This window comes from Streptomyces camelliae (assembly GCF_027625935.1).
In the GTDB taxonomy this organism is placed as follows: Bacteria; Actinomycetota; Actinomycetes; order Streptomycetales; family Streptomycetaceae; genus Streptomyces; species Streptomyces camelliae.
Window position 1 is genome coordinate 93949 of the sequence record NZ_CP115301.1, and the last position, 11806, is coordinate 105754.

The window sequence follows — 11806 nt, forward strand, 5'->3', positions numbered from 1 at the left end:
GCAGGTGCCGGGCGGTGCCCAGTAGTGCGAGCGGGATCGGCTACTCCCCCGTATCCACGAGGGCGATGCGCTGCCCGCGAGCGTGGACTGGCCCTGGCCCAGTCCTCGTAAGCCCCGGGACCTCGAACGCCTCGTGGACGACGACGTGTGTACCCGGAGCAGAGCAAGTCCTCTACTGGCAGTAGAGTGGTGGGTATGGCAGACGAAACGAGCATCAAGGTCAGCTCGGCCACCCGCGACCGGCTGGCCGCGCTGGCGAGCGAGCAGGGCACCACGATCCGGCAGCTCGTCGAAGAGCTCGCCGCGGGCCGGCCGACCGAGGCCGAGTACGCGGAGCGCGCCGAGCAGGCCCGCGCCGAGCTCGCCTCCGTCCTGGGCACCGTGCCCAGTGAGCAGGCCGAGGCGAAGGCCCGCGGCCTGCTTCAGCGTCTCGGCGCCGGCCAGGACCCGGCGGCCGCGTAGTGGGGCAGATCGCCGTCGTCCTGGACCACACCACCGCCACCGCCCTCCACGATCCCAAGGACCCGTACAACGAGGCCGTGGCCGCGTTCTACGTGCAGGCCTCCGGCGGGCTGGGCACCCTGTACGCCCCGGTGCTCTCCCTCACGGCCGGCGACGCCGAGCGGCCCGGTCTCCTCGCCTACATCGACGGGCTGCGGTTCGTCACGGTCGAGCCCTTCGACACGGAGGCGGCGGTCACCGCCACCGGGCTGCTGCGCGCCGGGCACTCCTGGGCGGCCGTCCATGCCATCCACGCCGCCCGCCCCTCCGCGGACTTTCCCACCGGCCGCTTCCTGCTCACCCTGGCGCCCGAGCTGTACGAAGGGACCGGCGTCCAGGCCGTCCACCCCGACGAGTAGGCCACCCGGGAGCGGTTGAGGCGGCGGCCGCCGTGATGGGTCCCGGCATGAACCACCGCGCCCCCCTTCGGCAGGGGCGGCTGTGGCCTGGTCCGCCGTGAGCCGCGGTCGGCGCCCGCCGACTCGGCCGCGGGCTCGCGCTGAGGCGAGCCCGTCGTTCGTGTTCGCCACGATGAGCTCGCGCTGGAGCTCGGCAAGTACCGACAACTACCCGAAGGACCGTTCTCCGACGTTGGTTTCCGACGTGAGTTGCCGACAGTGCCCACCTAGGGGTTCACGATCACGGGCGGAAGTGTCGCCATCGTTTGCCGACACTGAGGGGGCTCTAGGTCGGTCGTCGTTGCACGGCATCAGCGATGACTGCTGTCACGAGCTTGTTGACGGCTGCCGTGGTCGACGGGCCGGGGTCGCGGTCTGCGAACAGGAGGTGCCCACCGCCGACCAGGGAGAGGGTGAGTGAGTCGATGTCGGCGTCGGCCGCGATGCGGCCCAGGTCACGCTCGTCGGCCAGATAAGCGGAGATCGCGGTCGTGGCCTCGGCGAGGATCGCGATGCCCCCTCCTGGTCTGGCTTGCCGCAGCCGTGTGCGTAGGTCGTCCCGGAAGGTGATGAGCGGGATGATCGCCACCGGAATCGGTCCGAAGAGGGTTCCCAGTGCGCTGGTGAGGTTGTCGGCCACCGTGCCGGTGCCGGCGGACTCGCGCAGCGCACTCGCCTGCGTCTCAAGCTGCGCGGCCTGGTCGAGCACGAGGTCGGTGAGGAAGGCGTCGAAGTCGGTGAAGTGCCGATGCAGGACGCCCTTGGCGCAGCCTGCCTCGTCGGTGACGGCCCGGCTGGTCAGCCCGTTCGGCCCGTCCCGCAGAAGCACGCGTTCGGCAGCATCGAACAGCTGCTGCCGCGCGTCGCGGAGGTGCACCCCAGTTGGCACTCACGGATCCTCTCGCGCAGTCATCTCAATGATTGCTTAGTGGGCATGCGCCCACTAAGGTGGGCGCATGCCCACCTTACCGCGAGAACAGCCAGAACCATCCCCAGTAGAGCCGCACAAGGCCCGGCGGACAGCCGAGTCGTTCGGCGTGGATGCCCAACGCTACGACCAAGCTCGGCCTGGCTACCCCGATGCGCTGGTGGCGCGAATCGTCGCAGGGAGCCCCGGGCCTGACGTGCTCGACATCGGCTGCGGCACCGGCATCGCAGCCCGGCAGTTCCAAGCCGCCGGGTGCGCCGTGCTCGGCGTCGAGCCCGATGCGCGGATGGCCGACTTCGCGCGAGCCCGTGGCCTGGAGGTCGAGGTGGCGGCCTTCGAAGCCTGGCAGCCGGCCGGCCGGATGTTCGACACCGTCATTGCCGCCCAATCGTGGCACTGGGTGGATCCGGTCGCCGGCACCGCCAAGGCGGCACGTGTGCTGCGTCCAGGGGGACGGCTGGCGATCTTCGGGCATGTGTACGAGCCGCCTGCCGAGGTGGCCGAACCGTTTGCCGCTGCCTTCCGGCGGGTGGCGCCCGACTCCCCGCTCAGCAGCCAACCGGCCCGACGTCCGCTCGACCTCTACCAGGAGGGATACACGAAGTTCGCCGACAAGATCCGGGAGACCGAACGGTTCAACGATCCCGAACAGTGGCGATTCGACTGGGAGCGGTCATACACGCGCGACCAATGGCTGGACCTGCTCCCCACCACCGGCGGCCTCACCCAACTCCGTCCCGATCAGCTGGCCGAAATACTGGATGCGGTCGGGGACGCCATCGACTCCATGGGCGGGCGCTTCACGATGAACTACACGACCCTGGCCACGACCGCCATGCTCGTCGGCACTCCCTGAGTCCATCCGCCAAGTCGCCGCCGACCTAGGAATCCGCGCGGCCGTTCGATGCTCTGCCGGGCGCAGCAGCCCAGAGTGCGGGATGTGGCGAGTCCGCCCCTTCTCGATGAGCCTGCTGGTGTACGCGCCCACGGCACCGCAGTCGGTGTCCGAGACCAGGGTGTGTTCTCGGGTCGCCTGGAGGCATGGCTACCGGACACTGGGTCACATCGGATCAGTTGCCCCTGCGCGGGCGTAGGCCGTCGAAGGCGAGGCCGATGAAGCGGCGCCAGTCGCCGCTGCCGGTGCGGATGATTGCGGACAGGGCGCCGACGAGCATGTAGACGTCCGAGACAGCGAGGTCTCCCCGTAGGGTTCCGGCTGACCGTCCCTGGTCGATCAGTTTTCCGACCGCTAGTTCGAGCTGAGCGAGCATTTCCCCTCTGGGTGCCGACGATCCCACGGTCGCCGCGACGGAAGCGGACAGGCCCTGATCCTCGGCCAGTATCTGACCGACATGGCGGAGATACTGGGCCAGCCCCTGGCCTGACTCGGGGTCGCGCAGGCAGTTGGTGCGCGCGAACTGGAGGATCTCGGCGAATCGGAGTTCTGCTGCGGCTTCCACGAGGGCCTGCCGGGTCGGGAAATGCCGGTACACGGTGCCGATGCCGACCCCGGCGGCCGCACCGTATTGCCTGGCTCTTCCGGTACGAGCTAACGGCGGCGCTCGGGCGGCTTGCCGGTGGCCGGGAGCGGTCCGGCCATCTTGAGCGTGCGCAGCACGGGCGCGGTCTCCAGGGTGCGGATCGCCTTCAGGGTGCCCAGGCGTTCGGTGAGGTAGCGGTGCAGCGCCGCCGGGTCGGGGCACAGGGCATGGGCGGTGAGATTGTGGGGGCCGGTGACGGCGGCCACGTAGGCCAGCTCGGGGTGCCGGGCCAGGGTACGGGCGACCCGGTCGAGGTGAGCGGGGGCGACGGCCATCCACAGGAGCGCCTGCGTGGCGACGCCCAGCAGGGCGGAGTCGAGTTCGACGTCGAAGAAGAGCCGGCCGTCGGCCCGCAGTTGCTCCAGCCGGCGCGCGACGGTGGCGGGTGACCAGCCGGTGGCCGCGGCCAGGCTGCTCAGGCTCGCCCGACCGTCGCGCTGGAGGGCAGCGAGCAGGTCGGAATCGGCATCGGTGAGAGCCGCCCGCCCCCCAGAAGCGGCGGTGGCAGACGCCGCCTCGGCTACGGCGGTGCGCAGGCGGCGCTGCTGCGCGGCGTCGAGGGCCTGTTGCTGGCCGGACCAGGCGGTGGGCCCACCGAGGTAGGTGTGCAGCACGCAATGTGCGGAGACCGCGGTGATGCCGGCCGTGCGCGGGATGTCGTGCAACAGCAGCGCGTGCCCGGAGGGCCCGTCGGCGGTGGAGGTGTGCACGATCGCGACGATCTCGGTGCCGCCCGAGGCGAGTTTGACCCAGGAGGTGTCGGCGCGGCGGGCCAGGGCGTCGGCAAGGTCCTGGGCGACGCGCGGGCCCGTGGCCAGGCGCAGCAGCCACTGGGTGCGGTCGCTGCGCTCCGGCTCGGCCAGACCGACCACCCGCAGCGCAGCGCTGGCACACAGCTGCCGGTAGCGGCGGGAGACCGTCTGCGCCGAGACGTCGAGGACGTCGGCGATCGCGCTGAACGGCGCCCGCCCGTCGATGCGCAGGGCGTGGATGAGACCACGGTCGATGTCGTCCAGCATGTGAAAATCATGCACCAGAGACATTCGAATGGAATGATTCGGCAATCCAGCCGCCCGAAGTGGAGGTGCCCCGGCGGCGGGGCGCACTCTCGGGCGCATGTCGTACTCCACCACCCCACCTCCGCGGCGGCGTTGGGCCGCACTCGCCGTGCTGCTGGTCGCCGAGGCCATGAACCTCCTCGACGCCACCATCATGACCGTCGCCGCCCCCGTGATCCGCGCCGGTCTGGGCGGCCCTGCCTCCAGCATCCAGTGGTTCAGTGCCGCGTACACCTTGCCGTTCGCCGTCTTCCTGATCACCGGCGGGCGGCTGGGTGACATTGTCGGCCGACGGCGGGTGTTCCGCCTCGGCATGGCCGGCTTCGTCCTGGCCTCACTGGGGTGTTCACTCGCACCGTCCACGGCAGCGCTGATCGCCCTGCGGGCGGTGCAGGGCTCGGCGGCAGCACTGGTCATCCCGCAGACCATCGGCATGATCCGCGCCATGTTCACCGGCCCGGCATTGGCCCGGGCCATGGGCACCATCGGACCGGTCATGGGGCTCGCCGCGGTCACCGGCCCGGTGGTCGGCGGCGCGCTCACCCAAGCGGATGTGCTGGGCTCCTCCTGGCGCGCGGTCTTCCTCGTCAACGTCCCCCTCGGCGCCGCCGTGCTGGCGGCCACGCCGCTGCTGCACGAGGACCGTGCCGCGCTCCGGCCGCGGCTGGACCACGTCGGCACGGTGCTGGCGGTCCTGGGCAGCAGCTTGCTGGTCTATCCGCTCATCCAGGGCGGCGCCCATGGCCGGCCAGGCTGGTGCTGGGCCATGCTCGCCGCCGGCGGCGTGGTGCTGGCAGGCTTCGCCGCACATCAGCGGCGGCGGGCCCGCGGCGGCCGCAGCCCGCTCATCGAGCCGGGCCTGTTCGTCGAGCGCGGCTTCACCGCCGCGCTGGTGTCCAGCGTGCTGTTCTTCGCGGTGGTGGGCGGCCTGATGCTGGTGGCCGTGCTGCAGATGCAGCTGGGCCTGCACCGCGACGTCCTCTCGGCCGGCTTCACGCTGCTGCCGTGGTCCGCGACGATGGCGCTGTCGTCCTGGGTCGCCGGCGCCTGGCTCGTACCCCGCTACGGGGCCCGGGTCATGAGCGTCGGCCTGCTGGCCCTGCTCGCCGGAGTCGTATCGGCTGCCGCCGTGTACGCCACCAGCCCGCCCGCCTCCTACCCCTGGCTGCTGCTGCCCGCGCTGGCCGTGGCCGGGATCGGTCAGGGCCTGTACGCCGTGCCGTTCTTCACCACCGCCCTGCACCGAGTCCGCCCACACGAGACGGGCTCCGCCGCCGGCCTGCTCAACGCGGTGCAGCAACTCGGCGGCACTCTCGGCGTCGCCCTGCTCGGCAGCCTCTTCTTCCACGCCGCCGCGCCCGGCGACCCCACCCCGGCCGCCGCCGCGCTCACCGGCGCCCGCAACGCCTTCTGCCTCGCCGCCGCGCTCATCGTCGCCACCGCGGTGACCACGGCCATGATGCTCCCGCGGCGCCCATCGCCCACGATCCCGGATCAGCCCTTCGTTCCCGATGCCACGGTCAGGTGACAGCTTGGGAGCGGAGGGCCCGGCAGTCCTGCGGGCGTTGCTGTCACCGGCCACCACGACCGGACTGGCCACGTCCGTCGGCCTGGCGCCGAGCACCGTGTCGCAGCACCTGTCCGTCCTGGCCGCGGCAGGCCTTGTCCGGCGCCATCGCACAGGCCCGCGTGTGCTGTACGAGCTGGAGGAGTCCGGTGTCGCTCTACTCACAAGGGCATCGACGACGCGGACCACGTCACCGTGGCAGGTCAGCGGTCGTGGTGGTGCAGCGGAGGCATGCCACCATGCAACGCGCCCTGACACGACAAGCACGGTGACCACATCTCGACCACGCCTCAGGGCGTGGCGGGCCGTTGCCACAGGGCTGTCCACGCGGTGGGGTCGGCCGGCGTCGAAGGCGGTCGGCAGTGCAGGGCGGTTCCGGTGTCCATGTCCAGCAGCCAGGATTCCTCCGGTGCGAGCCGGCGGGATGTGGCGGGTACGGGTGTTCTTTCTTCCAGGAGGACGCCGGAGTTCGGCGGGCACAGGTCGCGGTCGGTGGCTGGTTGCCAGTGGAGGCGGCGGACGCTGGGTTCGGCTGCCCATAGGGGGCGGGCCGAGGCCCAGAAATGTGTGAGCGCGGTCGGTGGGGCGGCCCAGACGGCGTCCCGGTCGCGCAGGTCGCGCCACAGCCAGTACACGCACAGATCGGTGTCGTAGCCGGCGCGTACCAGGACCTGCAGGCGCAGCAGGCCGGCGACGTCGAGTGTCCTGCCCAGCTCCAGGTTCAGCTCGGCGAGCCGGCGTCCCGTGCCGGGGCGGGCGGTCTGGAAGCCGAGGATCGCGCAGGTCCGGCAGACTGTCATGTTCGCCTCTGTCATGGTGTGAACCGTTCGAGCAGGCCGATGGGTTCGGTCGGTGTCCAGGACAGCAGGGGGATGTGGTTGTTGACGGTCTGGCCGTCGTTCAGCTGGGCGGTGCTGGGGTGGTAGAGGTGGAGCATCGGGTCGTCGTAGTGGTCGAATGCGGTGGCGAGCTGGAGGCGCAGGATGAAGTCGATGTCCTCACGGCCCCAACCCTCGAATCGTTCGTCCATGCCGCCCACGGTGTCGAAGACGTCGCGTCGCAGCCATACACATAGTCCTGGTGATCGCTGCACGGCGAACCAGCGCAGCTTGTCCGGGTCGGGTTCGGCCCGCCTGTGGACGCAGCGGTCGTGTACCGCGGCCGCTGTGGCGGCGGGATCCATGTAGAGCAGGTCGCGGAAGCACATGAATCCGCCTGTTCCGGGGCGCTGGAACCGGTCGGTGTTGCGCCGGACGAAGTCCTGGTCCACGAGGGCGTCGGCGTCGAGCACACAGAGGAGAGGGGCGTGGCGGCGGGCCCGCAGCACGCCGCAGTTGACGGTCCAGCATTTGTTGAACGGGCGGTCGGAGGGGGCGTGGAGCCATTCGTCGGCGTACTTCAGGGCGGTCTCGCGCCAGCGGGGGACGGTGTCCGACTCCACTACTGTCACGTGGTATCGCTCGCGGGGCATGGTCTGGTCACCGAGTGCGGCCAGGCAGGCCGTGAGGTTGCGGGCGCGTGCCTGGTCCTGGCTGTGGTCGCGGAACGGGATGACGATGTGGGCGACCGGCTCGGTGTCCGTGGGGGCCGGGGGCCGTGCGGGCCAGGACTGCCAGTCGGGCGCGGGCCGGGCCTGGGGGTCGTAGGCGTTGCCGATGTGGTAGCCGAGCCGGGATGTGGTCATGACGTGCCAGGCGGCCCGGACGAGGGGGGCGGTGCCGTCCGGTGAGGCGTGGATGGCGGCGGTCACGTGCTCCTGGAGCCGCCGCCATGCCGGAAGGCTTGCCGGGTCGTTGAGCAGTTCGTCGGCCGCGGCGGACAGCCGGGGGTCTTTGTGGGAGTGGATTTCCTTGACCAGTTCGGCCGTGTGTTCCCTCGCACGGTGCACGTAGTAGGGGTTGGCTTCGCGTGCTCCGTGGTCTGCGTGCAGGACGATCGCGTCGGCGGCGGCGCGTCCCGAGGCCGTGGCATCGGCATGGTGGGGGGATGTCATGGGCGCGGGCTCCTCATGGCGGCGGTGGGGCGGGCGTGGACTTGCTGTCGGTGTGCGCGGGGAGCTGTGGTCGCAGTGCCGTCAGGACGAGCGCGGCGGCCGGCATCAGTGCGGTGAAGGATCCCCACAGCACCGGTAGTGAGGTGTCGAGCAGGTGTCCCACCAACGCGGGACGGGAGAGGGCGGACAGCGTCCAGGACAGCTGGAACACCGAGACGTACCGGCCCCGGTCTCCGTGGGGTGCTGCGGCGATGGCCAGGCTGGTGGTCGCCGGTGCGGCGAGCATCTCGCCGAGGGCGAGGAACACGCCGCCTGCGATGATCGGTGCCATGGCGGTGAGGGGGGCCGCGGGGCCGTGCTGCGAGGGCCGGCAGGAGGATGGCGATGACGAAGGAGGCGGCGCCGGCGAGCGCGGTCGATGTTCTGCGCAGGTGTTGCAGCCGTGCGGCGACGGTGGTCGGGAACAGCATGGTGAGGATCAGCGCGAACGCGGCGGTCCAGTCGGCCGGTGCGGTGTGCCGTACGACGTAGACGGGCAGGACCAGGGTGGAGATCAGCCAGCCGTATGTCAGCAGTGTGTTGGCGCAGGTGAGTGCCGGATAGGCGCGGTCGGAGCGCAGGGCGCCGGGCTCCTGCGGTGACGGCGGCCTGGTGCGGTCTTCTTGCGGAGGGTGGGTTCTTGATCGAGACGAACAGCAGACCGGCGGTGCACGAGGTGATGATGTTCAGCGCCGGCATGGCGCGCAGGCCGCTCGTGCCGCCGACCGCGAGGGCCACGGAGGCGATGCCCGCGCCGGCGGCCAGGCCGGCGCTCTTGGCGGCGTTGACGATCGCGTTCCAGCGGTCGAGTGCGGTGCAGTCGGTGACGTGTTCGCTGACGAAGACGGGCCAGGCGGCCCAGTAGGTCCGGTCGGCGACGGTGACGGCGGCGATCCCGGTGATCAGCAGCCAGAAGGTACCGTCGCAGAAGTACAGGCCGAGTGCTGCCGCGGCGGTCTGTGCCACCAGGACGCGCCGGGCGCCGCAGCGGTCGACGAGGTGTCCTACGAACAGCGGCACGGGCGGTCCGGCCAGGCTCGCCGCGGTGATCAGTGTGCCCAGTTCGCCCAGGGGGATCTCGGCCGTGGTGGACAGGTACAGGAAGGTGAGGGGGAGGAATGCCCCGTAGCCTGCCGTGTCCACCACGGCCGCGGTCACCAGCCGCCGGTGCACCTGGATTCCGGCCGGGCCGGCGGGTTCACTTGGGTCGGCGTAGTACGGCGAACACACTGGCGTGCACCATCTCCAGTTCGGCCTCGGGTCCGCCCAGCACGCCGGCGAGCAGTTCCACGGCGTGTTCCTGCTGCGGGGGGTCTGTCTGCCAGGGGCCACCGCTGGCGAGCCACCAGGTGGCGTAGGCGGCGGCGGATACCACGTACCGGCGTTCGACCAGGAAGACGTCGTCCACTTCCAGACGGTTTCGCCGTGCGACGGCGGTGACCTCGTCGGCGGTCATCCGGCGTTGTGTGAAGTCCTCGCCCGTGCCCGGCGTGACGTGTTCGGTTGCCGCTCTCACCCGCCGGTCGAACGCGTCGGTCGCCGCGCTGCGTCCGGCCGAGGCCATGCAGAGCAGACCGCCCGGCACGAGCAGCCGGTGCACCCGTGTGAAGCAGTCGTCGTACCGCGGATACATCCAGTGCAGCGCCGCGTTGCTGAAGGCCGCGTCGAACTGCTCGCCCGTGCCGGTTGCGTTTGCCGGGCGGCTGTGGAACAGCTGTGGGCCCAGGAACGAGCCGAGTTGGAACTCCACACGGTGGGCGTGCGGTCCGGCGGCGCGGGTTCGGGCGCGGGCGAGCATGTCGGCGGACACGTCGAGCGCCGTGATCCGGGCCGCCGGAAGCGTGCCGAGCAGTTCCTCGGTGAGCGCGCCGGTGCCGCATCCGATGTCCAGGGCGCGGCGGACGGTGGCCGGCTCGGGGTGCAGGCGGGCCACCAGGGCGGCGTTGCGCCGCTGGATGCGGCCGGTGGCCTGATCGTAGGAGGCGGCCGTGTGCCAGCGGTGCCGCTGGACCGTCGCGGTCGCCGGCTCCCCCGGTGCGTCCCGTGTCACTCCCGGGTCACCGGCTTCAGCCCGATGATGGCCCGGGCCTCCTCAGGAGTGGCCGGCTCGCGACCCAGCTCCCGGCCGATGCGTACGGCGCGCTCCACGAGGCGGGGGTTGGTGGCCGGGGACTTGGTGGCCCAGTCGTCGTACGGGTTGTCCTCCAGTCCGACGCGCACATGCCCGCCGAGCGCGGTGGCGAGGGTGTTCGCCCGGGTCTGGTAGCGGCCGATCCCGGCCAGGGCCCAGGTCGTGCCCTGCGGCAGCGCGGCCAGTACGGCGGCCAGGTTGGCCGCGCTGACCGCGGCGGTACCCAGGGAGCCGAGCAGCACATTGGCGTAGAACGGCGGGTGCAGGACGCCCCTGTCGGCGAGGAAGGAGGCGTAGTCGGCCATTCCGACGTCGAACACCTCCAGCTCGGGAACCACCTCGTGGTCCCGCATGGCCTGGGCCAGATCCTGGATCGTCTGGGGGGAGTTGACCGAGGGGCCGGTGGGGAAGTTCATCGAACCGAGGGTGAGCGATGCCATCTCGGGCTTGCCCAGCCCGGTGACCGTGAGCGAAGCGGACCGCTTGGGTGTCTCGGACCAGTTACGGCCGCTGGTGGTCACCACGACGACGATGTCGGGCGTCTCGGACACGACGGCGTCGCAGATCTCCTGGAACCGTTCCGGCCTCCAGGTGGGTTCCTCGTGGGTGTCCCGCGCGTGCAGGTGGACCATGGAGGCACCGGCGTCGCGGCAGCGGCGCACGTCCGCCGCGATCTGCGCCGGGTCCACGGGGACGGCGGGGACCTTCGAGCGGCGCGGGATCATTCCGGTCGGGCAGAGGTTCACGATGAGCTTGTCGCCTAAACTCATGCCGTACCTGCTTTCAGAGGATGTGCGGCAAAGGGTCGCCGGTGACCGGCCGTCAGCCGGGCGGACTGCCGGATTCCGTCAGGGGCCCAGGCTGTCCAGGTGCCCGAGCACATAGTCCTTGGTCTTGAGGTAGCCGGAGTTGTGCAGTGTCACGAAGCCGCCCCAGGGAACACGCTCGACCTCGAACCCGGCCCCCTCAAGCGCCGCGATCTTGAGCGGGTTGTTGGTGGCCAGGCGGAGCCGGGGGACGCAGAAGGCGCGCAGCACCTCGATGGCGTCGGTGTAGTCGCGGTCGTCGACCGGCAGCCCGAGGGCCACGTTGGCCTCGACGGTGTTCAGACCCTGCTCCTGCAGGGCGTACGCCCTGATCTTGTTGGCGAGGCCCACGCCTCGTCCCTCGTGGCCGAGCAGATACAGCAGGATCCCGTAGTCGCTGGCGAGCACCGCATCGAGTGCGGCCGACAACTGGCTTCCGCAGTCGCAGCGCAGCGAGCCGAGGATGTCTCCGGTCGCGCAGGCGCTGTGCATACGCACCAGCGGCTCGCGGTCGTCGGCGCGTGGTGTCCGGTGCACCGCCGCCATGACCCGTTCGGGTCCGTTCTCCTCCCGGCCGAATATGTGCAGCTCCACCTCCCCACCGGAAATCGGTAAAGTGCAGTTGGCCTGACGGACGATATGCGACATCGGCTTACCTCAAGGGCATGTGAAAGGGCGCACGGTGGCCTGAGCGCTGCACGTCGTTTACATGTGGAGCGGCGCGCCGATACATCTCGGAAAACTGCCAGCAATCAGGGTACAAGCGGCTTGTCCAAAAGACATGCAACCTGCATTTCTGACGCGAAACCGATTGCTCAATACAGCGACGAAGCGGGCATCCCGG

14 protein-coding genes and 2 pseudogenes are annotated in these 11806 nt (G+C 70.7%); 6 read left to right on the forward strand and 10 right to left on the reverse strand.

The genetic code is table 11. The features are described 5' to 3' along the window. The first annotated feature begins 195 nt into the window (after positions 1-195). The gene (locus O1G22_RS43505) at positions 196-462 is read left to right on the forward strand and encodes a hypothetical protein (RefSeq protein ID WP_270086793.1); all 267 of its coding nucleotides are present in this window, start codon (positions 196-198) and stop codon (positions 460-462) included. Beyond that, complete coding sequence (locus O1G22_RS43510; RefSeq protein WP_270086794.1) at positions 462-860, forward strand: PIN domain-containing protein; 399 nt, start codon at positions 462-464, stop codon at positions 858-860. Before O1G22_RS43505 ends, O1G22_RS43510 begins: the two co-directional genes overlap by 1 nt. 325 nt (positions 861-1185) lie before the next feature. Here the strand turns inward: O1G22_RS43510 and O1G22_RS43515 are convergent, their stop codons facing one another. Then, positions 1186-1788, reverse strand: a complete 603-nt coding sequence (locus tag O1G22_RS43515) for a TetR/AcrR family transcriptional regulator (protein WP_270086795.1) — start codon at positions 1786-1788, stop codon at positions 1186-1188. Between the two features lie 67 nt (positions 1789-1855). Between O1G22_RS43515 and O1G22_RS43520 the strand changes: the two genes are divergently transcribed. Continuing rightward, a complete protein-coding gene (locus tag O1G22_RS43520) occupies positions 1856-2683 on the forward strand; it encodes a class I SAM-dependent methyltransferase (RefSeq protein ID WP_270086796.1) in 828 nt (275 codons plus the stop codon). 214 nt (positions 2684-2897) lie between these two features. On the opposite strand, the gene O1G22_RS43525 is transcribed toward O1G22_RS43520, so the two are convergent. Continuing rightward, positions 2898-3320, reverse strand: coding sequence for an SbtR family transcriptional regulator (locus tag O1G22_RS43525; RefSeq protein WP_333492498.1), 423 nt, complete (start codon positions 3318-3320; stop codon positions 2898-2900). Positions 3321-3376: 56 nt separating this feature from the next. Continuing rightward, positions 3377-4387 (reverse strand): Lrp/AsnC family transcriptional regulator, encoded by a 1011-nt coding sequence (locus O1G22_RS43530; protein ID WP_270086797.1) that lies wholly within the window; start codon positions 4385-4387, stop codon positions 3377-3379. 97 nt (positions 4388-4484) lie between these two features. Between O1G22_RS43530 and O1G22_RS43535 the strand changes: the two genes are divergently transcribed. Together O1G22_RS43535 and O1G22_RS43540 are read left to right on the forward strand one after the other, a co-directional pair. After that, the gene (locus O1G22_RS43535) at positions 4485-5954 is read left to right on the forward strand and encodes an MFS transporter (RefSeq protein ID WP_270086798.1); all 1470 of its coding nucleotides are present in this window, start codon (positions 4485-4487) and stop codon (positions 5952-5954) included. Next, a pseudogene (locus O1G22_RS43540) lies at positions 5938-6087 on the forward strand (ArsR family transcriptional regulator); the annotation flags it as partial. The gene O1G22_RS43535 and the pseudogene O1G22_RS43540, both read left to right, overlap by 17 nt. Positions 6088-6283: 196 nt before the next feature. On the opposite strand, the gene O1G22_RS43545 reads toward O1G22_RS43540, so the two are convergent. From O1G22_RS43545 to O1G22_RS43555, 3 genes are read right to left on the reverse strand one after another with little or no spacing between them, the layout of a single operon-like run. After that, the gene (locus O1G22_RS43545; protein ID WP_270086954.1) at positions 6284-6808 is read right to left on the reverse strand and encodes a hypothetical protein; all 525 of its coding nucleotides are present in this window, start codon (positions 6806-6808) and stop codon (positions 6284-6286) included. Further along, a complete protein-coding gene (locus O1G22_RS43550) occupies positions 6805-7986 on the reverse strand; it encodes a glycosyltransferase family 2 protein (protein ID WP_270086799.1) in 1182 nt (393 codons plus the stop codon). The genes O1G22_RS43545 and O1G22_RS43550 overlap by 4 nt, the downstream gene beginning before the upstream one ends. A 13-nt stretch (positions 7987-7999) precedes the next feature. Beyond that, positions 8000-8317 carry an MFS transporter gene (locus O1G22_RS43555; RefSeq protein ID WP_270086800.1) on the reverse strand — a complete coding sequence of 106 codons (318 nt, stop codon included), beginning with the start codon at positions 8315-8317 and terminating at the stop codon, positions 8000-8002. 53 nt (positions 8318-8370) lie between these two features. Between O1G22_RS43555 and O1G22_RS43560 the strand changes: the two genes are divergently transcribed. After that, the gene (locus tag O1G22_RS43560; RefSeq protein ID WP_270086801.1) at positions 8371-8517 is read left to right on the forward strand and encodes a hypothetical protein; all 147 of its coding nucleotides are present in this window, start codon (positions 8371-8373) and stop codon (positions 8515-8517) included. Positions 8518-8688: 171 nt separating this feature from the next. Here the strand turns inward: O1G22_RS43560 and O1G22_RS45105 are convergent. The 4 genes and pseudogenes from O1G22_RS45105 to ribA all read right to left on the reverse strand — a co-directional run. Continuing rightward, positions 8689-9255: pseudogene (locus tag O1G22_RS45105) on the reverse strand (MFS transporter); the annotation flags it as partial. Next, positions 9224-10075, reverse strand: coding sequence for a class I SAM-dependent methyltransferase (locus O1G22_RS43570; RefSeq protein WP_270086803.1), 852 nt, complete (start codon positions 10073-10075; stop codon positions 9224-9226). The pseudogene O1G22_RS45105 and the gene O1G22_RS43570, both read right to left, overlap by 32 nt. Beyond that, positions 10072-10926, reverse strand: a complete 855-nt coding sequence (locus O1G22_RS43575) for a beta-keto acid cleavage family enzyme (protein ID WP_270086804.1) — start codon at positions 10924-10926, stop codon at positions 10072-10074. The genes O1G22_RS43570 and O1G22_RS43575 overlap by 4 nt, the downstream gene beginning before the upstream one ends. Positions 10927-11004: 78 nt before the next feature. Then, complete coding sequence (ribA, locus tag O1G22_RS43580) at positions 11005-11610, reverse strand: GTP cyclohydrolase II RibA (protein WP_270086805.1); 606 nt, start codon at positions 11608-11610, stop codon at positions 11005-11007. Between the last annotated feature and the right edge of the window lie 196 nt (positions 11611-11806).